Raw genomic sequence first — 24,774 nt, forward strand, 5'->3', positions numbered from 1 at the left:
GGACTTGGATGTACGCGAAGGAAGCCGCCCATGCAAGTAGGCAGCGCATGGGCGTATATCCGTCCGTCGAATTAATAGAGGCCGCGGCGACTGCCGGTCTGGCCACGCAAGGGCCGGCCTTCCTCACCGTCACCGGTCAGATCGACATCACTGCCATCGATAATCGTCGCCGATCCGTTGGGCTTCGGTTCCGTACCCGGCTTGAAGGCCTCGACAATCACCTTGTTGCTGCCGGGACCGGCCAGTTTCCCTGTCTCGGCGTCAATACGAACCATCTGGATGCCCGGCGGTGTCCGGAACGGAATGGACGGCTGATCTTTCAGGGCCTCGGTGAAGAAAGCCTTGATCACGGGAGCCGCAACGGAAGAGCCGGTTTCCTGCCCGCCCCAGGGCTGACGCCCCAGCGAAATCGGATTGTCAAAGCCCACATAGGTCCCTACCACAAGGTCCGGGGTGACCCCCATGAACCAGGCGTCCCGGCTGTCATTGGTGGTACCGGTCTTACCGGCAAGCGGCCGACCGAGTGACCGCAGGCGACGACCCGTTCCGCGCTTAACAACGCCTTCCATCATGGTGATGACCTGATAGGTGCTGGCGGAATCTGCAATCTGCTTGCGGACATCCGGCAGGACCGGCACGTCCTGCCCGTTATAGGCGACATTCTGACAGCCAATGCAGGGACGCTCGTCATGTTTGAAAATGGTCTTGCCATGGCGGTCCTGGATCTGGTCGACCAGGGTCGCGGTCAGTTCCTTACCCCCATTGTCGATCATACCATAGGCGGCCACCATATCGATCAGCCTCACCTCACCAGCACCCAATGAATAGGAAAGCTGGGGCGGCATATTTTCAATCAGATGGAAGCGGCGCGCCGTAGCCGCCACCTTCTCAATCCCCACGGCCTTGGCGAGACGGACGGTCATCAGGTTACGTGATTTCTCAATCCCGATACGCATCGGGCTGGGGCCATAGAATTTTTTGGAATAGTTGGCGGGCTTCCATTTCGGCAGCCCCGGCCCCTGATCCATAACAAACGGCGCGTCCAAAATCATGGTCGCGGGCGTAAAGCCGTTTTCCAGTGCAGTCAGATAGACGAAGGGTTTGAAGGAAGACCCCGGCTGACGCTTTGCCTGGGTTGCGCGGTTGAACTGGCTGCGTTCATAGGACCAGCCGCCAACCATCGCCAGCACCCGGCCCGTATGCGGGTCCATCGCCAAAATCGCGCCGTTCACTTCCGGCACCTGACGCAGGGCATAGGTTCCTTCCGGATATTCAATGGGGTCCGCGCCCTTTTTGGGCGGCGGGCCAAGTTTGACCGGTTCCACCAGCACCACGTCACCGACCGAAAGCGCATCCGATACATGCTTCAAGCTGCTGCCAACGCGCTGGTTCTTTTTCGGCTTGCGGGCCCAACGCATCTCCGCGAAGGGAATGGTACCAACCGATTCATCGGCCAGGCCGATTTCCGCCTTGGCATTATGGACCTTCAGCACAACGGCCAAAGACCAGCCCCGCACGCCCTTGGGCATGGGAACCTCACGCAAGGCATCGATCCAGTTACCGTCAGTCTCAATCGTGGTCACCGGCCCCCGGAAACCGTGGCGGCGGTCATATTGTTCCAACCCCTGACGCAGGGCATGGATGGCCATGGTCTGCAATTTCGGGCTGATGGTCGTACGCACGGACAGCCCGCCTTCGGTCACCCCGTCCGGACCATAGCGGTCAGTCAGTTCCCGGCGCACCTCTTCCACAAAATAGTTGGCGTCGTTGAAATAGGAATAAGAGCCGGTCAGGCTGGTATTCAACGCAACCACCTTCAATGGCTGCATCCGCGCCTCACCGGCCTCCGCACGCGTGATGAAACCTTCTTCGGCCATGCGGTCGATCACCCAGTTACGGCGTGCGATTGCCTCGTCATGCCGGCGGATCGGGTGGTAATTCGATGGCGCCTTGGGCAATGCGGCCAGATAGGCCGACTCCGCAATGGTCAACTCGTCCAGCGACTTGCCAAAATAGTTCAACGCCGCTGCCGCAACACCGAAGGAGCCATACCCGAGGTAAATCTCGTTGGCGTAAAGCTCCATGATCCGATCTTTGCTGAGCGCGCTCTCGATCCGGAAGGCCAGAATCGCCTCCTTGATCTTACGGTCCAGCGTCGCCTCATTGGTCAGCAGAAAGTTCTTCGCCACCTGCTGGGTAATGGTGGAGGCACCGATCAGGCGGCGGCCTTTCACGTAGTAGACGATATTGGTCGCAACCGCACGCGCCAGCGCAATGGGGTCCACGCCATGGTGCCGGTAGAAATTCTGGTCCTCGGCCGCCACAAAGGCATTGGTCACCCGCCGGGGGATGGCCGAAATCGGAACAAAAACGCGCTTTTCGCGGGCATATTCGGCGATCAACTGGCCGTCACCTGCATGCACACGGGTCACGGTCGGCGGGTTATAATCCGCCAATTGCTTATAATCCGGCAGTTCGCGCCCGTAGTGCCACAGCAAATAGACGCCGCCTGCGGCGCCGACAATTGCGAAAAGGATTATGATGGAAAACAGATAAAGGAAGAACTTCAACAATAACCGCATTTGTGCGCGCTTTTCTAATCACTAACCGACTTATAGTTATGCCATTAATGAAAGACTGTGACCAGTTTATGGCACCGAAAATTCCCAAGTGACGCCAAAATGCTACATTACTGAAATCTGTTTGACGCTTGACCCGCCGGAATTATCAATTCTAACTAGGCCCGTGGGTAGGAGCGGTAAGAACCGCAAACAGAGCAAAGACAACTAGCTGAAATCGGTTACAGCTTCTTATGGGCGCCAGTCATCTCATCTCACTAAACATTGCCGTGTTGGGCTTTATCGGGGCCGTTCTGTTTGTATTGTGGAACCACGACAAACGCCAGAAAACGGCCCTGTACTGGGCCGTTGCGCTGACCCTTGTGGCAATACACTGGGTGGTAAACCTGTATCGGGGAGAATGGTCCGATACGCTTGTCGTTCTGCTTAACAACCCCCTTGTAAGCCTTGCTGTATCACTGACAGTTTGTGCAACCTACATACGGGTGGACAGGCAACCGCCATGGGCATTGCTTGCAGTCGGCTGGTTCGCAACAATCCTGCCGTTATGCTGGTACCAGCTTGTTACCCCTCATACCGGCGTTCGCATACTGATCGTCTCGACATCTTACGTTCTGCATTTCGTCTGGGCTGGTTTTATCTCGCTAAGGTATGGGCCACACCGCCATAATGCGGATATCCTGATGAGCCTGTGTCTCGTCGCTCTGGCCTTTCTTTGTGCAATGCGGGTGGGGTTTCTTATCCATGCCGGAATCCCGAACGCATTGGACCATCGCGATCCTTTTGTCGCCTCGATAATTCTGGTCGCGATCCCCAGTGTTTTTGTCGGATGTGGTCTTTTTGTCGTTCTGGCCATCGGCCTTGACCTGATGGAAGAACTCCGCAACGTGGCGGAACGGGATCCCCTGACAAATACCCTGAACCGCCGGGGTTTCATGGCTCGCGCAAATCAGGAACTGCAGCGCGCCCAACGCCACAACCGTCCGCTGGCAATGATTGCCGGGGACCTTGATTTCTTCAAGCAGGTAAATGACAGATTCGGTCATGCCGCAGGCGACCAGGCAATCGTCACCTTTGCGGATATTCTGCAAGCAGCCTGCCGGGAAATTGACATTGTCGGGCGACTGGGCGGTGAGGAATTTTTTGTCCTGCTGCCCGACACCAAAGACGAACAGGCCCGTGATATTGCCGAACGTGTCCGTGCGTTATACGAAGGCGCGAAATTCGACGATGGTTTGATAAATCACACGCTGACGGCCAGTTTTGGTGTCGCCGAAATGCGCACGAGTGATCAGGAAGTCGGTCAATTGTTGAGTCGCGCCGACAAGGCCCTCTATCAGGCCAAGGAAAACGGTCGAAATCAGGTGATCGTGGCGAAGAAAACACAGCCCGAGATGGTCACCAACAAGGCCCTTTCCGTCGCCTGACCAGCCCTGTCACCGCCCGATCAGCCCGCGCAGCAGCAGGAATAAACTGCGCGGGTTTTCGCCGATCCGGCGCATCGCATAAGGCCACCAGTCCTCTCCAAAAGGCAGATAGAGCCGGATGGCTTCCCCGCTGGCGGCCAGCTGACGCGCCACGTCGTCGCGTGCGCCATAGAGCATCTCAAATCCGTAATCGCCCTGCCGCCAGCCATTCTCCCGTGCACATTCGATGGCATAGGCGTGAAGGCGATGGTCATGGGTGGCGAAAACAGGACTGAAACCGCTCTTACGCGCTTTGCTGCTCAGCATCAGGTCAATCAGCGATCGGTAATTCTCCTTGATTTCGCCTTGGCTGACGTAGCCAATATCCGGCCCCGCAACAAAGGCCCCCTTCACCAGTCTCACGGTGGCCCCCTGCCCTATCATCGCCTCCACGTCCCTACGGCTGCGTTTGAGGTAGGCCTGCAGGGTAAGCGCCATTTGGCGGCCCTGTGCGGTCAACCGGTCATGCAGGGCAATCGTCCTCTCTGTGACGCTGGAATCTTCCATGTCCAACATCAGGCAGTGGGAACCAGCCCCGCCCTGAATCGTTTCCGACATATGATCCGCCAGTCGCTCAATCCTTTCGCAACCGGCATCCCAGTCGATGGAACAACCCAGTTGTGTGGGGTCGACAGAAACGTGAACATCCAGGCCGTTCGCGGCAAAGGCCTCGATCACAGCCCGCTTCGCATCCAGATTTTCCCGAACCTTATCTTCGGTATCGACATATTCCCCCAGATAGAAGGCTGAACAGTCTATCCCTTCCGCCTTCAGTCGCTTGGCGCAGCGGACCGCCGACATTACGTCGTCCCCCGCGACATAGCGGCGGGCCAACCCCGATGTCGACCGACGTCCCTGCATCACCCTTTTACATCGATTCGATCTCGCCAATGCGATCATTGTCGCCTGCCAGAGCTGCCGGTACATTGGATGCCTCCTTACCTGTCGTCACATCTCAGGCAGCATTCACTAGGCAAGGAAGGGCGTGCCGTCTTGAACGATATTGCCTCCGACGCCTGCAAAGGCGTAAAACCAGGCATTATCGCCAGCCCCTTGAGAGCATGCCTATGTCAGACATGGAATTCAGACGTCCAGCGAACCTGCCCTATCTGGAATGCCGTTATGCGCATGACAGCAAGGCCCGCTATGGCGCACATTCCCATCTGACCGTATCCCTCGGCATCGTGGAATCAGGTGAATCCATCGTCACTGTGGAGCAGGACGCCTTTCACGTCCAGGCAGGCCAAGTGGTCCTGTTCGACGCCGGACAGGTACACGCCTGCAACCCGGCCCCCGACCAGACCTGGAGCTATCACATGCTCTATTTCGATAAGTCCTGGTGGGTTGCTATCATGCGTGAACTGACCGGCGGGGACTGCGCCAACGTCACCACGGCACACCCAGACTGTGAGCCGCAATTGGTCCAGGATTTAATTGAGATAAACAAGGCCCTGATCACAGCCCCGGATGAAAGAATGGCAGAGCTGGAACTGAACCTGATCAGCCTTCTCAATCGGCTGGCCTCCTGCCTCCAATCGCAGAATGCTCCCCTGCACAGGCAACCATCGCCACCCGCATGGTTTGATGAAGTCAGGGATATTCTGGAGACACGATATAGAGAACCCGTCACTCTGGAAGACCTGTGCCGCCGGGCGAAAGTAACCAAGGGCCCCTTAATACGGCAGTTCAAACGCCATGCAGGCCTCACGCCCTATGCCTTTTTGCAGAATGTCCGCATCACTCATGCCAGAGAGCGATTGGCCGAAGGGGCCGTCATCGCCGATGTCGCACAGGAATTGGGTTTTTCCGATCAGAGCCACCTGAACAGGCTTTTCAAGCGGCTGGTGGCCAGCACGCCCGGTCACTATCGTAACGACCTGGCCCGTGCTTGACGGAACCTCAGGAACGGCTGAGCCGCTGTTGCCGGTCAAAGAAGGCATCGACTGCCCGCAACAACGCCGTACCGATACGCTTGTGCTGTGCCGGGCTGTTCAGCAGTTTTTCATCCTTGCGGTTCGACAGGTATCCCATCTCGATCAAAACCGACGGCACGGTTGGTGATTTCAACACGGCAAAACCTGCGAAGCGATGGGTATTGCGCAACAGGGCGATTTCCTTGCCCAGGTCTTTCACTGCCATTTCCGCGAAATGCCAGCTTTGTTCCATGGTGGCCCGCTGTTCAAAGTCCAGCAGGGTACGTGCGACAACCTTGTCATACCCTTTCAGGTCAACGCCGACGATCAGGTCGGACTTGTTTTCATTGGCCGCCAGTTTCGCCGCCTCCACGTCCGAGGCCTTTTCCGACAACGTATAGATGGACGCGCCGCGCACGCTCTTTCGTTCGATCTTGTCCGCATGAAGCGAGATAAAGAGGCTGGCCTTCGAATCTTCGGCAATCTGATAGCGTTTGCGAAGCGGGATGTAGAAATCCTTGTCCCGCGTCAGCAACACACGGTAACGGCCTGATGCCTCAAGCTTTTTTTTCACCGCCTTGGCAACCGCCAGCGTCACTTTCTTCTCATATGTCCCACGGCCGCCGATCGCACCCGGGTCCGGGCCGCCGTGACCGGGGTCGATAACCACCAGCGGTTTCTGCTGCACGGATGGTGCGGGCGTCGCGACCTCTGCAGCCGGATCAACATCGTCCAGTTTCGCCACGTAAGTGGACCAGCTTTTGGAACTGACCTTGCGGTTACTGCCCGCAAAGGCGTCTGCGGTAACCGGCTTGAGATCAAGCACCAGTCGTGCGCCGCTATCGCCTTTCGGCGGCAGGAAGAAGTGCTTTTGAATAGAAACGGCCTTTTGCGCGTCGATAACGATTCGGCTGACACCGGGCCTGAAAAGGCCATAGCGATAGCCTTTGACCAGCCCCGTTCCCTTGCCGTCATGCCCTTTCCAGTCAAGTTCCGGCATGTCGATCACCACGCGGTACGGGTTGGCAAGGGTAAAGACCTGATAGGCGGTTACCTTGTCCATTTCCACCACGAAACGGGTGTAGTCGCTATGTGCGCCGATTCGAACATCCTTCACCTGGCCGACCGGCGCCGCGGCAACGGTAAATCCCGCCATTGCCCAGACAATCAACGCAATCAGACCAGTCAAGAGCTGTCGCAACATCCAAAGACCTCTGCTCATATGGCCACAGACATTAGTAGCTTTAACCATACGGAACACTATATATACCACAAATGTAGGGCAACAGCCCATTTCCAAGAATTCAAACTCCGACCGGTACAGGGCGTAAATGTGGCAATCTTTCAATCTCTTTGCGGTTCCTATCAAAAAAAAACTTCTGAAACACGAAAAGCGATTGTTATTTCCCGGCGGACAGGATTAATTAAGGGTTGCGAAAGAAGGTTTCGTATCGGGGAAACTGTTTGCATTCCCTCCACTTGCCAATCCCCGGCAGGACGAATGTGACGTTTCTCTGAAGACGACGGTGTTTTCACTTTTCCGTCCGGACGGCCGGTATTCAAGCCAGGCGCCGCGGACGAAAACGCCAAACTCAGGAACCGGACCGCATATGGGACATCCAGGCGGGACGGACAGTTTTTTAATCAGACTGATCAGGACATCTGTACAGTTTATGTTGGTAACGAGAAGTCAGATAAACCGAAAGGCCGAGGCGTTGGCCGCCGTGGCGCAAGTTGCGCCGGCGCGTCACACTGTTGTCCGTCGTGTATTAGCGCGGCGGGCAAACAGTTTGCCCGGTTTCCGGTTGCTTGACTTCGCAGCACATAGAAACCCTGACGGGTTTGCTGCTGGGCTGCAGCAGTGGACCGCACAGGGCGGAGAGTATTTGTATGGCGAAGAGAATGTTAATCGATTCGACCCACCCGGAAGAAACGCGGGTGACGGTCGTAAGTGGCAACCGGCTTGAGGAATTCGATTACGAAACAGCGACAAAGAAGCAACTGAAAGGCAATATCTACCTGGCGAAAGTCACGCGGGTAGAGCCTTCGCTGCAAGCCGCCTTTGTCGAATACGGCGGGAACCGTCATGGCTTCCTCGCCTTTAGTGAAATTCACCCGGACTATTATCGCATCCCCGTTTCCGATCGTGACGATCTGGTCGACGAAGACCAGGACGACGACAACGATCACGACAATGACGCCCCCCAGGAAGGCGAGAGCGTCGAGGAACTGGGCGGTGACGAAGGTGCCGAAGAGGCCGAACAGGTCAAACGCCGCCCGCGTCTGAAACGTCAGTATAAAATCCAGGAAGTCATCAAACGGCGCCAGGTTCTGCTGGTTCAGGTGGTCAAGGAAGAACGCGGCAACAAAGGGGCCGCGCTGACGACCTATCTGTCACTGGCTGGCCGCTATTGCGTGTTGATGCCCAACACCTCCCGCGGGGGTGGCGTCAGCCGTAAGATCACCAATGTCCAGGACCGCAAGCGCCTAAAGAAAATCCTGGCGGAAATGTCCGTGCCGGAAGGCATGGCCGTGATCCTGCGCACCGCAGGGGCCGAACGGTCAAAGGCAGAAATCCGCCGCGACTTCGATTATATCTTCAAACTGTGGGACCATATCCGGACCCGTACGCTGGAATCGACCGCGCCCGCGCTGATCAACGAGGAAGCCAATTTGATCAAGCGCGCCCTGCGTGACCTTTACGCCAAGGACATGGAAGAGATTCTTGTTGCCGGTGACGAAGGCTATCGCACGGCCAAGGATTTCATGAAATCCCTGATCCCCAGCCACGCCAAGAAGGTTCAGCGCTACAGGGACAATCAGGGTATCCCCCTGTTCCAGCGCTATCAGGTTGAAAACCAGTTGGCGGCGATCCACGACCCGACCGTACTGCTTCGTTCCGGCGGCTCCATTGTGATCCACCAGACAGAGGCCCTGGTCTCCATCGACGTGAACTCCGGCAAAGCCACGCGGGAGCGCCATATCGAGGAAACCGCGCTGAAGACCAACCTGGAAGCGGCAGAGGAAATCGCCCGCCAGCTTCGCCTGCGCGACATGGCCGGTCTGATCGTGATCGACTTTATCGATATGGACGATCAGCGCAACGACCAGGCGGTCGAACGCAAGCTGAAGGAAACGCTGAAAAAAGACCGCGCCCGCATCCAGGTCGGCCGGATCAGCCCCTTCGGCCTGTTGGAAATGTCCCGCCAGCGTCTGCGCCCCAGCATCCTGGAAGCCATTACCCAGCCCTGCCCCAACTGTGGCGGCACGGGGTATATCCAGTCGACCGAATCGGCGGCACTCAGCGTATTGCGCAACATCGAGGAAGAAGGCCTGCGCCGTCGTTCCTCCGAAGTGACCGTGCGCATCAATCCGGATGTGGCCATGTATATCATGAACCACAAACGCCAGACGCTGAACGAGATGGAACGCAACTGCGAATTCCATGTTGTTCTGCAGATTGACGACAAGCTGCTGCCCGCCCAGTTCGAAATGACCCGGATCGGCAAGAGCGACGAAGATCAGCAGGCACAGCCTGTTGAAGCGCAGCCCGTACCGGTCAGCCCGCAGGCTGAGGAAGAAAGCGGGGAAAGCCGCAGCAAGAAGCGCCGCCGTCGTCGTCGTGGCAAGAAACGCGGTGACGAAGCCCAGGCTGCCCAGCAGGAAGAGACCACCCAGGTTTCCGAAGAGCCGGGCGAGGAAAATGAAGCCATCGCCGCTGACGACAGCGAAGACGATAGCCAGAAGAAGCGCCGCAAGCGCGGCCGCCGTGGCGGTCGCCGTCGTGGCCGTGGCCGTCGTGGTGACGAGATGGATCAGGAAACCGGCGGCGAACAGCAGCAGGCTCAACCGGCCGATCAGGGCGGAGAAGAACAGCCGCAGGTAACCGACGGTGACAAAGGCGAAGCACAGCCGGAAGCGGCACAGGCCGAAACCGGCGACGAAGGCCAGAAGCCGCGCCGTCCGCGTCGCCAGCGTCGTCCCCGCAAGGCAGAACAGTCAGGTGAAGCCCAGGTGGCAGAACCCGCTCAGGCCGCCGCAGCCGAAACTACAACAGCAGACGTTGTGACGATCCCCATAGAGGTTCGTGACCAGGCTGCTGACAGCCCGCAGGCGGACAACGCTGCCAAGGCCCCCGAAAGCGGTGAAAATGCGGCGAATGCTCCGGCGGAAGCCGCGGCTGACCCGGCACCGGCAGAGGCCAAGGAAGAAGCCAAACCCGCCAAAAAGACGCGGGCTAAGAAAACCCGGGCGAAGAAGGCAACGGCCAAGAAGACGACCGCTAAGAAAACCCGGGCGAAGAAAGCTTCTGCCAAGAAAGCGGCTGCAGCAAAACCGGCCGCCAAAGCCCAGGAAGCGGCCAAGGAACCCGCAGCAGCCGCTGAAAGCAGGCAGCCGAAGACGGTTTCCGAACCTGCGGCCAGCCAACCGGCAGCCCCGGCACCGCAGCCGCAACCGGCTGCCAAGCCGGAACCGGCCCCCGCCCCGCAACAGCAGGCGGAGGAAGCCCCCAAAGGGCCGAAACGAAAGGGCTGGTGGAGCAAGGTTCTCGGTAGCTAAAGCCGATATCACCAAGCATTAAAAAGGGAGGGCTTCGGCTCTCCCTTTTTGCTTTGAATGAGTAGGCGACACAAACATTCCTTCCGGGCAGGCAAGACAAAACTACATAGCTGGCTACCAAAAAATATAAAAGACTGCTACTATAACCGGCATTGCATAAACCTCACTCTCGGGAGGGGGATTTCCCTGCTGCTGCAATGAGTTCGGGACAGTCGAAATGCTGCGTCTGCCTGAAGTCGATTGAACCGGGGGCCAAGAAGTGTACTGAATGCGGCTCCTATCAGGATTGGACGCGATATATCTTCCGCTATACCTCTTTGGCCACGGCGCTTCTGGGGGTAATCCCCGTTATCACTATCGCCGCCTCACTTTATCAGATCGCCTTTGCCGAAAAATCAGCAGACATCCGCGTAGCGCTTGTCCGGTGCGACGCCCAACAGCTTGATATCGGCATCACCAATGTGGGCGAAGTGCCCGCCATCATCTCACAAGTCAGTTTCGCCTCACCGGATACACCTGTTACCGGCACATTGCCGGTGATCAGGCGCATGGATGCGGATCAGGCGGCAAGTTTTCTGGTGGACCCTAAGGATGGCGCCAGGGTTGTTTCCTACCGGCCCTACATCGGCAATACGCCGACCCGATTCCCCGTAGCCCCGTCGGACGGCGGGCAGTGTAATTATCACATTACGGTGGAAAGTCTTCAGTTCGACCTCACGACCAAACATCAGGAGGTGACATGCGCCTGTTCGTCCTCCTGAGCCTCCTCCTTGTCATGGGAAGCCCCGCCCCTGCCCTTGGACAGACGGAACAGCCACGCACCTCGATCGCGCTGTTCCGCTATCGCGGCGCGGTTCCCGGTTCTCCTGCCGGGGCCGGTTTCGATGCTTTTCGCGGCCTGATCGAACAGAAGATAGAAAACCTCCGCTTTCGGCTGGAGACAGAAATCGGCACCAGTGCCAATGGCGCCAACGACCTGGATTACATGAACAATCTTTATGTCGATTTCCGGCAGGAGGACAGCTTTCACGGCCCCGCCGAAGTCGAAAACTGGATGCGGAACGAACATAAGGTGCTGGAGACCATGCGAGGAACGGTTCTGCCAACAGGAGACGGCTTTTACTTCACCACACGTCTTCATGTCATCGCCGATCCGCCGTCCGGGCGAATGCGTGTTTTCTCACTCGATCTGGCCCTGACGCCGGCGGAATTCGCCAATACCCGAGACAGTCATTCTCTGGTCATTCTCTACTCGATCGCTGTTGAGGCCCACCGCCTGGGCCTGTCACGGGACAAAATCGCAATCATGATCGGAGAGGCTTTTAACGCTCTGGCGGACCTGGAACGCCGTCAGGGCCAGCTTTCCGGCAACATTCTGGAAATCAAGGACGCCCTGCATGCGCTGGAAGATGAACTTTAGGCGGGCCTCCTTCGGCCTCGCCCTGGCGACCGTGCTAATGGCAACGGCTTTTGTGCAAGCCGGGGCCGAACCATTGCGCATCCTGATCCCTGCCTTCAAGGGAGAACCGGTCATCTCGCGCGTTATATCCATGACCGTCTATTTCAACATGATCAAAGCCTTGAGTGGTCCCAATACAGCGGAACGTGGAATATGGATTCTCTATGGCGAAGAAGAGATGCAGCACGCCAGCCATAAAAGCGCAGAAGCCGCCGCGAGCTGGCCGTCCGTATCGGCGGATATCGCGATCTGGGGAAAGACCACACGCGTCGGCAAGGGCTTTGTGGTGGAGCCTTTTATCACCCTGAGTTCCATAAGCCAGAAACGGCGGGTCCGCCCGGACAAGCTGAAAGCTGTTTTTTCCACTCCCGAAGGGCGTTACGACCTCTCTATCGCCAGCCCCGTCCGCTTTTTCGATCTGGAACCTTTTGCCGTCTCGGCAGATATCACCGAACGCTATGGGGATTATGCCGACGGGATCGCCATTTATGACAGCGAAACCGCCACCACACCCAAAGCGCATACCCGCGATGTGGTGCATTTTCTTGAGATAAGGCGCAACGCGGCCCGCATTCGCGACAGTCACAACCGGGAGGGCTGGATTCACCTGCCGGAGCTGTCCAGAGACAATCTGACCATCGTGTCTTTCGGCCATGGCATGATCCAGTTTCTGCGCGGCGACTGGAAGGATGCAATCGCCAGCTTCACGGATGTGAACAAGTTTACCGATCTTCCCAATGCCCTGCGGATCGACACCAATCTCTACCTGGGAATTTCCCGTTACAACCTGGGCCAGAGCGGCCTGGCCGACTTCCGGCGCGCAATGGCACTAAACGCCTATGACCGAAACGCCGCACGCTTCCTTCTCCTCGGTTATCTGCTGGACTATCGCCGGTCACACAATTCCGCACTTCTGAAGAGTTTCGATGAAACCATGAAGCGGACCCGCATTCTTTTTGCCAATGATAACCGGTGGTTCCAGAACCTGCAGCAGGTTGCCAGAGAACTGCGCCTGGGCGGAACCGACAATCAGTAACCCAGAAAAGAAAAGGACAAGGCCATGTCTGGTAGCAAGACCTCACGAATTACCGCCGCCGCCCTTGCCTTCGCCATCACGATGATACCGGCGATAGCCTTTGCCGGCGGGCCTGCCGGCCACCCGGATTCGATTGAATATGAGCTACGCAAGGAGTTGCAGGATGTGCTGACACACTCCCGAACAGCCGATGCCCCCACTTTCACCCTCCTGCTGAAGGCCTTTCTGCTGGACAATCGCAGGCTCATCAATCTGGCTCAGGTCGAAGACCATCGCGTTGTCGATGCCGTGATCTGCGTCTACCTTCGCGACTATGACTATCGAGGGTTTGAAAAATATCAGGATAATGCACAGTTCCGGGACTGGTGCGAAATGCTCCACCAGACAGTTGGGCAGTAGACAGGCTTCCTCCCGCCCTGAAGGCAAGAGGAGCCCCGTCGCGCGCTCTGCTACGGAACCAGAACCACTTTGCCGCTGGTCTGGCGGCTTTCCATGGCCGCGTGGGCGGCAGATGCCCGCTCCAGCTTGAATTGTACAGGGTCCGGCAATTTCAGGTCTCCCGATATGACCATGTCGAAAAGCGCACTCAAGTCCTGATTGACCTGCTCCGGGCCGCCCAAAAGAGGCAACAGGGCAAAGCCCCGGATTGACTGGTTGCGTTCAAACAGGCCGTTGATATCTGCGACCGTCAGGTCATTACGCCCCAACGCACCGAAGACCAGTTCGCCTCCTGGCGCAAGGGCCCGCAGGCCCTGTTTGGTAACCGCACCGCCAACAAGATCATAGATAACGTCAACACCGTCTCCGGTGGTCGCCTCGCGGACCTTCTCCGGCCAGTCCTGCATGCCATAGTCGATCGCGATATCCGCGCCGATGGCGCAGGCCAGATCACGCTTTGCCGGTGACCCGGCTGTGGCCAGCACAGTCTTCGCACCATGCACCTTCGCCAGTTGCACCAGCAACGACCCGACACCACCCGCCGCGGCATGGACCAACACCGATTTGCCTGAAGGCGGGCTCTGCCGGACAAGGTGCAACGCGGTAAGCCCCTGAACCATCAGGGCCACCGCTTTTTCAGGCGGCAAACCGTCCGGCAATGTCACGGCCATCGCCGCATCGATCACGACAAAATCGGAATATCCGCCCATCCTTCCATGGGCAAACAGGGGAACGGCAACCGCCTGCCCGGTTTTCACCCCGGAAACATCATCCCCCACGGCCTCGACAATTCCGGCAATTTCTACGCCGGGTGCCATAGGCAGATCAGGGGTCATGGCATAACGGTCCTGGCGCATAAGCACCTCGAAGAAATTCACCCCGCTGGCAGCGACACGAACCAGAACGTCGCCAGCCTTGGGTCTAGGCGTCGGACTTTCTGACACCGTCAGCACATCAGGGGTGCCGAACTCTTTGAATTGAACATATTTCATTGGGTTCTCTCCCGGGTTGTCTTGGCATTTCGGGAACCCTAGAGGTACAGTCGCAATGTTCGCTACAGACACATTCGTTCCATAGACACCGATTGGTAACCATGGCCGACATCATCAAAAAGCTGCCCGCCCGCCCCGCCGAACGCGCCCTGAAGGTTATCGGCGGACGTTGGAAGGTGGTGATTCTCTACCATCTTTTCGACCAGCCAAAGCGCTTGTCCGAGTTGAAACGACTGATCCCGGACATCAGCCAGAAGGTGCTGGTACAGCAACTCCGTGAAATGGAGGAGCACGGTATTGTCAGTCGCAAAGTCTTCGCGGAAGTCCCGCCCCATGTGGAATATTCCGCAACACCTTTGGGACTGAGCCTGGAACCGGTGTTGGTCGCGCTATGTGAATGGGGACAGCATCACGCCGCCGAACTGGATGAGATTGAAGAATTGGCGGAATGCGTGATCACCCCCAGGGCAGAGGAATAGCCTGACGCCGCTGCGACACTATAATCGCCCAGGGGACAGCAGAACCAACCTCAGTAATGACCTAGATCAGTGCGACAGGTTGTCTGTCTTGCGATACCAGAAAGTATCTCTATGGTATCCCCAACTTCCTCAGACCGGTCTGATTATGTATAGAAACGGCGTTATTCCCTGCAAAAAAGAACAGAGCGATCTTTCGATTGAGGAAGCAGGACGGCTGACCTATAGTTCGGCTGTTTCGGTGGAGGGGAAGAATAAGGCATCAAAAGAAAATGCCGTCGATGGAGCCAAGGGAATGCGTCAGCTTTTGCTCGTGGAGGACACTAGGTTCTTCTCCAACCTTGTTAAGAAGAATATCGAGCAATCCCTGAATATCGAGGTGATCTGCGCCGAACGCATGGATGAGGCACAGGCCATCCTGGAAAGTGGCGAGCATGACTTTTTCCTGGCTCTCCTGGACCTGAACCTGCCGGATGCCAATGACGGCGAAGTGGTGGACCTGGCCCTTTCCCATGATATTCCGTCCATCGTTTTCAGCGCTGAATTTTCTGACGACGTGCGGGATACCATCCTGCAGAAGGGCGTCATCGACTATGTACTGAAGGAAAACCCCGCAAGTCTCGACTATCTGGTCTCGCTGGTTGCGCGCATTTATGCCAACCAGCAGGTAAAGACCATGATCGTGGATGATTCCGGTGTCGCCCGAAAAACCATGGCGACCCTCATGCGGCGCTATCAGTTCGAGGTTTTTGAGGCTGCCAACGGCAAACAGGCGCTTGAGACACTGGCCGAAAATCCGGACATCAAACTGGTTATCACCGATTACAACATGCCGGATATGGACGGGTCTGTCCTGACGCGCGAAATCCGCCGTAAATTCAAGAAGGAACGGCTCGCCATCATCGGTATCTCGTCATCGGGAAGCAATGCCCTGTCCGCACGCTTTATCAAAAGCGGCGCCAATGACTTCATCAACAAACCCTTCCTCCAGGAGGAGTTTTTCTGCCGTATCTGCCAGAATATCGATATCATCGACTATATCGAGAACCTGCAGCAAACCGCCAATGAAGACTTCCTTACAGGGGTTCACAACCGCCGCTTCTTCTATGACGCAGGGAAAACCCTGCATGCGAAGGCTAACCGCGATAATCAGGATGCAACACTGGCCCTGATCGACATCGATCATTTCAAGGCCATTAATGACAGTCACGGCCATGACACCGGCGACCAGATCCTGATCCAGTTGGCCCGGCTGCTGGCATCACGCAGCCGGGAATCGGATATTCTCGCCCGCCTCGGCGGGGAGGAATTCGCCCTGCTCGCCACGGGTCTGGCCCCGCTCCAGACACCGGCCTTTTTTGAGGAAATGCGGGCCTCCATCGAGGCACATGACTTCAAGGTGAAGAAGAACACTTACAAGATCACGGTCAGCATCGGGGTGGAAACGCGTTCCTCCAAAGCCCTGACCGATATGATCACCGCCGCCGACAACGCGCTTTATGGCGCCAAGAATACCGGTCGCAACCGCGTCATGTTCAGTGACCCGCGCCTGCAGAATAACGGCGACTGATCACAAGCCACACATCCCGATAAAGCCCAATACCAAAGGTGCGAAAACCATCGCTTTCGCGCCTTTCCTCTTATGGCCTGCACCAGCGTCGTAAGACCAACGGGCGCGATCAACCTATTGAATTTAATTAAATTTTTATCAATCCACACACAACGAAATAATTGTGTTGAATACGAATTGTCTACTACAATACCGCACGGTTGGCTGTAGTGAGTGAATGGAAAAACAAAAACAAGTTAGAGGCAAAGCATAGCAGGACAGGGCAATGCGGGTCTCAGTCGTAACCGTTGTAAAAGGAAGAGATTGAGATGAAGGTAAGTCTTATTGCAAAGGCAACGGCCACCGCCGTTGTAATTCTGGTCATTGGCATACTGGCCATCGGTATCGCCATTATTCAAAGGATCGACCAAAGGGTCGCCAATTCCAGTCTGGAGGCGCAGAAGCTGAATATACGCGTCGCCTCCCTCCTCTTTCAGGACGCCTATCCGGACCTGAAAGTGAGCATCAAGAAAGACGGCGAAATATCGAAAATCGTCATCCCGGAAATTCCGGACCTTTCAGACCACAAACTGATCGACCGCATCGCCCAGGCCACAGAACAAACCGCCACGGTCTTCGCCTGGGTTCCGGAAAAGAAGGATTTCATCCGCGTTTCCACAAATATCATCAAGCCGGATGGCAAGCGCGCCGTCGGCACCATGCTGGGCAGGAAAAGCGCGGCCTACGATCCGATTGTTTCCGGCAAGACCTTCCGGGGGGAAGCCGTCATTCTGGGAACCGAATACATCACCCAATACACCCCCCTCTTCACTCCAGACAATCAGGTGATCGGCATCCTGTATGTCGGTATCCAGAAAGCGGAAATCGTAGCGCTCCAGAATGAGATATTCATGCGTATCGCCGTTATCGGTGCGGTGATCGCCCTGATCGGCATTGCCGTATTGATCGCAGTTCTGCGCTGGCAGCTCGGGCCGCTGCGTATATTGGGCGCCACAATCGCAAGCTTTGTCGACCGGAAATTCGACGAGGATGTCCGTTTCACCGATCGTGGCGATGAAATCGGCACCATCGCCCATGGTCTGGTCCGCTGGAAAACCGCTGCACTTGAAATGGAAAAAGCCGAGCAGGCCCGCCATGAAGCAGAGGCAAAAGCCAGCCAGGAACGGGCGCAGCAGCGGCTTCATCTGGCGGAAGACCTGGACAAGTCCATCGGCCAGATCGTCACCTCCGTAAAAACATCCGCGGAAAGCATGGCCCAGTCGACCACGAGGATGCGCGGGGCCACGGATAATTCCATCAAACAAAGTGAAACCGTCAGCTCCGCCTCCAACGACGCGGCGCAAAACGTCCAGACCGTCGCCGCGGCAACAGAGGAGCTGTCCGCCTCTATCAGTGAGATCGGCAGTCAGGTTGGGGAATCCACCAATATTGCCAATCTCGCCGTCAGCGAGGCTTCCCGCGCCAATGACATGGTCAGCGGCCTGGCCGGGTCTGCGGAGCGGATCGGCGAGGTGGTGAACCTGATCACCGACATTGCCGAACAGACCAATCTGCTGGCGCTGAACGCGACCATCGAGGCCGCCCGCGCCGGTGAGGCGGGCAAAGGCTTTGCCGTGGTTGCCCAGGAAGTCAAAGGCCTGGCAAGCCAGACCGCCAAGGCAACCGACGACATTGCACAGCAGGTCAGTTCCATCCAGGCGGAAACCCGCAGCACGGTCGAGGCGATCGAAAAGGTGACGGATACCATCGCCTCGATCAACAAGATCACCACGGGTATTTCCTCCTCTGTCACGGAACAGGATGCGGCCGTCTCGGAAATAGCCGAAAGCGCCCAGCGTGCCTCCCACATCTCGACTACTGTGGTCAGCCATATCGGCGAGGTTCGCGTGGCTGCCAGCGAGGGGGCAACCGCCGCTGGTGAAGTGGATGGCATGGTCCGAAGCCTCTATGAGGAAATTGACGGGCTGCAAGCCCAGATGACCGACTTCCTGGAAAAACTCCGCTCCAACTAGACTGTCTCCCTCCATGCCGGTTCCAGCCTTCTGGAACCGGCCCTTTTTCCTCCAATTCTCCAACCGGTGTGCAAATACCCCTTCTACCCTCTCAACCTGCTGTAACCCCTATCTGCCACCTTTTCTGGTGAAGAACAGTCTGCAAAGGTCGCATAGTTGACTTTCACGCTGGGGCACTAAGTCAATATTAGGTCACCTGACCTGATACAAAAAAGGCCGATTTATATGGTCGTTGAAAGCGGGAAGCATGATGGATGTTGGATTCCGCATTATTGTCGCGCTGTTGGCGGCTTTTCTGGCGGCGCTGGCCTCGTCCGGCGTTTGGGCGAGCCAGCATCGTGACGGGGCCATTGTCCTCATTCTCAACAATTGGGCAAGCCAGCAGGTACTCACCGAGGTTTATGCCGACCTTCTGCGCCGAAACGGCTTTGACGTTGCTGAAACAGAACTCGACATTGCAAACCAGTTTGGCGCATTGGCCCGGGGGGCGGCCCATGTTCAGGTCGAAGCCTGGGCAACGTCAGCGGCCTATGCATTCGATAGCGCAATAAAAAGCGGTGATATCAAGGTGGTCGGATATCATACCGCCCACGGTCGGGAGGGCTGGTGGTATCCCGGCTATATGAAGGAACGCTGCCCCGGCCTGCCCGACTGGCATGCGCTCAGGAAATGCGCCAAGGTCTTCCAGACCGGTGAAACCGCACCCAAGGGCCGCTATATTGCGGGTATCTGGGATAACGCGGAAAACCTGCGGATCGATGCGCTGGGCCTGCCCTTCAAGGCCTTACGCGTGCGCTATGACCGGGCTTTCTGGACCGCCTTCCGCAACGCCTATCGCAACCATGAACCGATCCTGTTCTATAACTGGACGACCCATTGGAGCAATGTCACCTTCAAGGGCGAATATGTGGATTTCCCCGCCTTCGAACCCGCCTGCCTCACCGACCCGGCCTGGGGCCCGAATCCGAAGAAAACCCATGACTGCAACATCATCGTGCGCGACCGGTTGATGAAAGTGGCCTGGGCCAATTTCCAATACGCCCACCCCTGCGCCTATCGTATCCTCAAAAACATGGAATTCGACGACCACGACCTGCAACAACTCGCCTATCGGGTGGATATGCAGAACAAACCCGCCCAGACCGTCGCCCAAAGCTGGCTCGACAAACATGAAGATACCTGGTCCGACTGGATGTGCCGTTAGGCCGCTGCGCTTTTTCCATCATGCCCGGACTTGATCCGGGTATCCACGAGTTTAAATACTGTCAGCAAGGATTTCATTTCCCGCAAAACAGCCCTTACCGATTGTATCCTCCAGAGACTCCTGTTATAGGAACGCCGCACACTGGCGGTAGACCTTTTTGGACATTGTTCGGGTCCCGCCCCCGTTGACCCCTTATTTGCAGGGAAGTCGCGTAAAATGGCCAGACGCACCAAGCTCTACGAAGGCAAGGCAAAGGTTCTGTTCTCCGGACCGGAGCCGGGTACTGTCATTCAGTATTTCAAAGACGACGCAACCGCGTTCAACGCCCAGAAAAAGGGCACCATCAATGGCAAAGGCGTGTTGAATAACATCATTTCGGAGTTCCTGATGCTCCGTCTGCATGATATCGGCATCCCGACCCATTTCATCCGCCGCCTGAACATGCGCGAACAGCTTGTTCGCGAAGTGGAGATCATCCCGGTAGAAGTGATCATCCGCAATGTGGCGGCCGGTTCCATGTCCAAACGATTGGGGATCCCGGAAGGTACCGTCCTGCCCCGCTCCATCGTTGAATATTGCTACAAGTCCGACGAGTTGGGCGACCCGCTGATCTCCGAAGAGCATATCACCGCCTTCGGCTGGGCCAGCCCTCAGGACATCGACGACCTGCTCGCCATGTCCCTGCGTATCAACGACTTCCTGTGCGGCGTATTCACGGGCATCGGCATCAAACTGGTCGATTTCAAACTGGAATTCGGCCGTATCTATGACGAAAACGGCGAGATGCGCATTGTCCTGGCTGATGAAATCAGCCCCGACAACTGCCGTCTGTGGGACGCCAAGACCAACGAAAAGATGGACAAGGACCGCTTCCGCCGTGACATGGGCGGGGTGGAAGAGGCCTATCAGGAAGTGGCCCGGCGTCTGGGTATCCTGCCGGAAGGCGGCGTTGCCGAACTTCAACTGGTTGAGAACGAATCCGGCGACGAGTAATCGCAGTCATTCTCCCCACCGTCAAAAGCAAAGCTGGAGGATTTTATAGTGAAAGCAAAAGTTTACATCACGCTGAAGACCGGCGTTCTCGACCCGCAGGGCAAAGCCATCGAACATGCCTTGGGCGCGCTCGGCTTCGACGGTGTGAACGAGGTGCGCCAGGGCAAGGTGATTGAATTGGATATCGCCGAGACCGACACCGCGAAGGCGAAAGAGCATGTGGACGCCATGTGCAAGAAGCTGCTCGCCAATACAGTGATCGAAGACTACGCGATCGAGCTGGCATAATGCCGCCTAAAGGTCCCGCCGATGCGGGACCTTCGCATATCGGACAAAGTAAAAACCTATTCGCAAGGGACGACATCTCATGAAGTCCGCTGTCATTCTCTTCCCCGGCATCAACCGGGAAAATGACGCCATCGCCGCGCTGACGCAGGCGACCGGCTCCACGCCGGAACTGGTCTGGCATGGCGAAACCGACCTGCCCAAGGCCGATATCATCATGGTGCCGGGCGGGTTCTCCTATGGGGACTATCTGCGCGCAGGCGCCATGGCCGCCAAATCGCCGGTCATGCGTGCGGTTGCCGAACGCGCCAAACAGGGTGTGACCATCCTGGGTGTGTGCAACGGCTTCCAGATCCTGACCGAGGCAGGCCTGCTGCCGGGTGCGCTGATGCGCAACGCCAGCCTGAAATTCATCTGCAAGCGCGCGCATCTGAAAATCGAAAACGAAGTCACCCGCTTTACCAACCAGTATGACGAAGGTCAGGTGGTTGAATATCCGGTGGCCCATCACGACGGCAACTATTTCGCAGACAGCGAAACACTGGACCGCCTGGAAGGCGAAGGCCGCGTGGTCCTGCGCTATTGCGATGCGGACGGCACGGTCGACCCCGCCACCAACCTGAACGGGTCCCAGCGTAACATCGCGGGCATCCTGAACGAGGAAGGCAATGTGCTGGGCATGATGCCGCATCCGGAAAACGCCATCGACCCGCTGCACGGCGGGACCGACGGTTGTGGCCTGTTCAAAAGCATGGTGGAGGCAGCATCGTGAGCGCCAACGAAAAATTCAACAGCACCCCGATCACGCCGGAACTGGTGGCCGAACACGGGATCAACGAGGAAGAATACAACGTTCTCCTCGACATCATGGGCCGCGCGCCGAACTTTACCGAGCTCGGCATCTTCTCCGTCATGTGGTCCGAACACTGTTCCTACAAGTCCAGCCGCTTCTGGCTGAAACAGCTGCCGACCAAGGGTGAACAGGTCATCCAGGGCCCGGGCGAAAACGCCGGTGTGGTCGATATCGGCGACGGCGAGGCTGCCATCTTCAAGATGGAAAGCCACAACCACCCGTCCTATATCGAGCCCTATCAGGGTGCGGCGACCGGCGTCGGCGGCATCATGCGCGACGTCTTCACCATGGGCGCACGCCCGATCGCCAACATCAACGCCCTGCGTTTCGGCAGCCCGGACCACGCCAAGACCCGCCATCTGGTAAGCGGTGTCGTGGAAGGCATCGGCGGTTACGGCAACTGCATGGGCGTGCCTACGGTTGGCGGGGAAACCAATTTCCACGCGGCCTATAACGGCAACATCCTGGTCAACGCCATGACCGTGGGCCTCGCCAATACGGACAAGATTTTCTATTCCAAGGCCTCCGGCCTGGGGAACCCGGTCGTCTATGTCGGTTCCAAGACCGGCCGCGACGGCATCCACGGCGCCACCATGGCCTCTGCCGAATTCTCCGAGGATAACGAGGCGAAGCGCCCGACCGTGCAGGTCGGTGACCCCTTCACCGAAAAACTGCTGCTGGAAGCCTGCCTTGAACTGATGGCAACCGATGCCATCGTCTCCATCCAGGACATGGGCGCCGCCGGCCTCACCTCCTCTTCCGTGGAGATGGCCGACAAGGGAGAGGTCGGTATCGAACTGTGGCTGGACAAGGTTCCCGCCCGCGAACAGGGCATGACGCCTTACGAATTCATGCTGTCGGAAAGCCAGGAGCGTATGCTCATGGTCCTGAAGCCCGGCCGTGAAGACGAGGCCCGCGCCATCTTCGAGAAATGGGAACTGGACTTTGCCGTCATCGGCACCGTCACCGACACCCGTCACCTGACCCTGAAATGGGAAGGCGAGACCGTTGGTGATATCCCGGTTCCGCCGCTGGTCGACGCCAGCCCGATGTATGAACGCCCCTGGGAACCGACCCCGGCGGCCCTCACCATTTCCGCCAGCGACGTAAAAGCGCCGGAAAGCATGACGGCGACGCTGAAACAGATCATGGGGTCGCCCAACATGGCGTCCAAACGCTGGATCTGGGAACAATATGACCATCTGGTCATGGGTCAGACGGTCCAGGCTCCGGGTGGTGATTCGGCGCTGGTCCGCGTGCCGGGCCGCACCAAGGGCATCGCGATCAGCAGCGACTGCACCCCGCGTTATGTGAAGGCAGACCCGGAAAACGGCGGCAAGCAGGCCGTGGCCGAATGCTGGCGTAACATCACCGCGACCGGTGCAAAGCCGCTGGCGATCACCAACAACATGAACTTCGGCAACCCGGAACGCCCGCAGATCATGGGCCAGTTCGTGGGCGCCATCAAAGGCATGTCGGCAGCCGCCATCGCGCTGGACTTCCCTGTCGTTTCCGGCAACGTCTCGCTTTACAACGAGACCAACGGCGAGGCGATCCTCCCCACCCCGGTTATCGGCGGTATCGGTGTGATCGACGACGTGGCCAAGGCTGCAAGCATCCCGCTGAAGGCCGAAGGCCAGACGCTGGTGCTGGTAGGCCAGACCTCCGGCTGGCTCGGCAACTCGCTTTATCTCAGCGAGATCGAGGGCCGCGAGGAAGGCGCACCGCCGCCGGTCGACCTGGACCAGGAACGCCGCAACGGTGATTTCGTCCGCGGTATGATCCTGGACGGTCTGGTATCCGCCGCCCACGACCTGAGCGACGGGGGCCTGATCTGTGCCGCCGCCGACATGGCGCTGGCAGGCAACATCGGGGTCGATCTGGTTCAGCCGGACGGCGTCAATGCGCCGCTGCATGCATTCCTTTACGGTGAAGACCAGGCACGCTATTTGATCGCGACAGAGGACGCTGATACGATCCTCCGCAAAGCGGCAGAGGCCGGCGTGCGTGCGGCAATCGTCGGGACCACCGGCGGCGATGCCTTGAAGGTTGGGGAAGATGACACCATCTCCTTGACGGAACTCAAGGACGCCCATGAAGGCTGGCTGCCAAATTACATGGCGAGCGAGGCGTAAGACGCCTTGAGCTTATTGTTAGGGAGAGAACAAGCATGCCGATGAACCAGGCGGATATCGAACGCTTCATCAAGGAATCGCTACCGGATGCGGAGGTCATCATCAACGACCTGCGCGGCGATGGCGACCATTATGCGGCCTATGTGAAATCCTCCGCTTTCAAAGGCAAGTCCCGGGTGCAACAGCATCAGATGGTCTATGACGCGCTCAAGGGGCGCATGGGCAACGAGCTTCACGCTCTTGCCCTGCAGACCGCTGTTCCCGAGGACGCATAAACCTTTTAGACTTGTCCCTAAGCGGGCCCGACACTGATCAAGATTAGGAAGAGACGATTATGAGCGACAATCCGGTAGCAGAACGGATCCAGGCGGAAATCAACGGCACCGACGTGGTGCTGTTCATGAAAGGCACCCCGGTCTTCCCGCAATGCGGTTTCTCCGCAGCGGTCGTCCAGGTGCTGAACCACATTGGCGCGCCGTTCAAAGGCATCAACGTGCTGGAAGACATGGCGATCCGCGAAGGCATCAAGGAATTCTCCAACTGGCCGACCATCCCCCAGCTCTACATCAAGGGTGAATTCGTCGGCGGCTGTGACATCATCCGGGAAATGTTCGAATCCGGCGAACTGACCCAGACGTTCGAAGCCAAAGGCGTAGAACTCCAGCAGGACGCCTAAGCCCCACGCGCCCAACGCGCGACGACAAGACACAAAAAAACCGCCCCTCGAGAGATCGGGGGGCGGTTTTTTGTCCTTCTCCCCCTCGCCCTGTTGAAAAACGTCCCCTTCTTTTCATAAGATTAAA

At 57.5% G+C, this 24,774-nt stretch carries 21 protein-coding genes; 17 read left to right on the top strand and 4 right to left on the bottom strand.

Going from position 1 to position 24,774, the window contains the following annotated elements; all coding sequences use genetic code 11:
* Positions 1-71 precede the first annotated feature (71 nt).
* On the bottom strand, positions 72-2,582 hold the full coding sequence (locus IF205_RS15740; RefSeq protein ID WP_259780308.1) for a penicillin-binding protein 1A: 2,511 nt from the start codon (positions 2,580-2,582) through the stop codon (positions 72-74).
* A 230-nt stretch (positions 2,583-2,812) separates the two neighbouring features.
* Between IF205_RS15740 and IF205_RS15745 the strand changes: the two genes are divergently transcribed.
* Complete coding sequence (locus tag IF205_RS15745; RefSeq protein ID WP_259780309.1) at positions 2,813-4,006, top strand: GGDEF domain-containing protein; 1,194 nt, start codon at positions 2,813-2,815, stop codon at positions 4,004-4,006.
* Positions 4,007-4,015: 9 nt separating this feature from the next.
* Here IF205_RS15745 and IF205_RS15750 read toward each other — a convergent pair whose 3' ends face one another.
* Complete coding sequence (locus IF205_RS15750; protein ID WP_259780310.1) at positions 4,016-4,846, bottom strand: proline dehydrogenase family protein; 831 nt, start codon at positions 4,844-4,846, stop codon at positions 4,016-4,018.
* A 266-nt stretch (positions 4,847-5,112) separates the two neighbouring features.
* Here IF205_RS15750 and IF205_RS15755 point away from each other — a divergent pair, with 266 nt between their 5' ends.
* On the top strand, positions 5,113-5,937 hold the full coding sequence (locus IF205_RS15755) for an AraC family transcriptional regulator (protein ID WP_259780311.1): 825 nt from the start codon (positions 5,113-5,115) through the stop codon (positions 5,935-5,937).
* Between the two features lie 7 nt (positions 5,938-5,944).
* On the opposite strand, the gene IF205_RS15760 is transcribed toward IF205_RS15755, so the two are convergent.
* Positions 5,945-7,162, bottom strand: coding sequence for an N-acetylmuramoyl-L-alanine amidase (locus IF205_RS15760; RefSeq protein ID WP_259780312.1), 1,218 nt, complete (start codon positions 7,160-7,162; stop codon positions 5,945-5,947).
* A 686-nt stretch (positions 7,163-7,848) separates the two neighbouring features.
* Between IF205_RS15760 and IF205_RS15765 the strand changes: the two genes are divergently transcribed.
* The 5 genes from IF205_RS15765 (at position 7,849) to IF205_RS15785 (ending at position 13,412) form a co-directional block, all read left to right on the top strand.
* On the top strand, positions 7,849-10,518 hold the full coding sequence (locus IF205_RS15765) for an Rne/Rng family ribonuclease (protein WP_446007708.1): 2,670 nt from the start codon (positions 7,849-7,851) through the stop codon (positions 10,516-10,518).
* A gap of 197 nt (positions 10,519-10,715) precedes the next feature.
* On the top strand, positions 10,716-11,279 hold the full coding sequence (locus IF205_RS15770; protein WP_259780314.1) for a hypothetical protein: 564 nt from the start codon (positions 10,716-10,718) through the stop codon (positions 11,277-11,279).
* Complete coding sequence (locus IF205_RS15775; protein ID WP_259780315.1) at positions 11,258-11,938, top strand: hypothetical protein; 681 nt, start codon at positions 11,258-11,260, stop codon at positions 11,936-11,938. The genes IF205_RS15770 and IF205_RS15775 overlap by 22 nt, the downstream gene beginning before the upstream one ends.
* Entirely contained in the window at positions 11,916-13,013 is a 1,098-nt protein-coding gene (locus tag IF205_RS15780; RefSeq protein ID WP_259780316.1) for a tetratricopeptide repeat protein, read from the top strand. The genes IF205_RS15775 and IF205_RS15780 overlap by 23 nt, the downstream gene beginning before the upstream one ends.
* 24 nt (positions 13,014-13,037) lie before the next feature.
* Positions 13,038-13,412 carry a hypothetical protein gene (locus tag IF205_RS15785; RefSeq protein WP_259780317.1) on the top strand — a complete coding sequence of 125 codons (375 nt, stop codon included), beginning with the start codon at positions 13,038-13,040 and terminating at the stop codon, positions 13,410-13,412.
* Between the two features lie 50 nt (positions 13,413-13,462).
* On the opposite strand, the gene IF205_RS15790 is transcribed toward IF205_RS15785, so the two are convergent.
* Entirely contained in the window at positions 13,463-14,443 is a 981-nt protein-coding gene (locus tag IF205_RS15790; RefSeq protein WP_259780318.1) for a quinone oxidoreductase family protein, read from the bottom strand.
* A 101-nt stretch (positions 14,444-14,544) separates the two neighbouring features.
* On the opposite strand from IF205_RS15790, the gene IF205_RS15795 reads away from it, so the two are divergent.
* The 10 genes from IF205_RS15795 to grxD all read left to right on the top strand — a co-directional run bounded on the left by IF205_RS15795 (position 14,545) and on the right by grxD (position 24,647).
* Entirely contained in the window at positions 14,545-14,922 is a 378-nt protein-coding gene (locus IF205_RS15795) for a winged helix-turn-helix transcriptional regulator (protein WP_259780319.1), read from the top strand.
* 292 nt (positions 14,923-15,214) lie between these two features.
* A complete protein-coding gene (locus IF205_RS15800) occupies positions 15,215-16,489 on the top strand; it encodes a diguanylate cyclase (RefSeq protein WP_259780320.1) in 1,275 nt (424 codons plus the stop codon).
* A gap of 308 nt (positions 16,490-16,797) precedes the next feature.
* Complete coding sequence (locus tag IF205_RS15805; RefSeq protein WP_259780321.1) at positions 16,798-18,501, top strand: methyl-accepting chemotaxis protein; 1,704 nt, start codon at positions 16,798-16,800, stop codon at positions 18,499-18,501.
* Between the two features lie 247 nt (positions 18,502-18,748).
* Complete coding sequence (locus IF205_RS15810; protein ID WP_259780322.1) at positions 18,749-19,705, top strand: ABC transporter substrate-binding protein; 957 nt, start codon at positions 18,749-18,751, stop codon at positions 19,703-19,705.
* Positions 19,706-19,921: 216 nt separating this feature from the next.
* Complete coding sequence (gene purC / locus IF205_RS15815; protein WP_259780323.1) at positions 19,922-20,698, top strand: phosphoribosylaminoimidazolesuccinocarboxamide synthase; 777 nt, start codon at positions 19,922-19,924, stop codon at positions 20,696-20,698.
* Positions 20,699-20,746: 48 nt separating this feature from the next.
* Positions 20,747-20,986: a phosphoribosylformylglycinamidine synthase subunit PurS gene (purS, locus tag IF205_RS15820; RefSeq protein ID WP_259780324.1), complete on the top strand. Its 240-nt coding sequence runs from the start codon at positions 20,747-20,749 to the stop codon at positions 20,984-20,986.
* A 79-nt stretch (positions 20,987-21,065) separates the two neighbouring features.
* The gene (purQ, locus tag IF205_RS15825) at positions 21,066-21,755 is read left to right on the top strand and encodes a phosphoribosylformylglycinamidine synthase subunit PurQ (protein ID WP_259780325.1); all 690 of its coding nucleotides are present in this window, start codon (positions 21,066-21,068) and stop codon (positions 21,753-21,755) included.
* A complete protein-coding gene (purL, locus tag IF205_RS15830; protein WP_259780326.1) occupies positions 21,752-23,971 on the top strand; it encodes a phosphoribosylformylglycinamidine synthase subunit PurL in 2,220 nt (739 codons plus the stop codon). Before purQ ends, purL begins: the two co-directional genes overlap by 4 nt.
* Positions 23,972-24,006: 35 nt before the next feature.
* Positions 24,007-24,246: a BolA family protein gene (locus tag IF205_RS15835; RefSeq protein WP_259780327.1), complete on the top strand. Its 240-nt coding sequence runs from the start codon at positions 24,007-24,009 to the stop codon at positions 24,244-24,246.
* A 59-nt stretch (positions 24,247-24,305) separates the two neighbouring features.
* Entirely contained in the window at positions 24,306-24,647 is a 342-nt protein-coding gene (gene grxD, locus IF205_RS15840) for a Grx4 family monothiol glutaredoxin (protein ID WP_259780328.1), read from the top strand.
* Positions 24,648-24,774 lie beyond the last annotated feature (127 nt).

It is taken from the genome of Aestuariispira ectoiniformans (genome assembly GCF_025136295.1).
GTDB lineage: Bacteria > Pseudomonadota > Alphaproteobacteria > UBA8366 > Aestuariispiraceae > Aestuariispira_A > Aestuariispira_A ectoiniformans.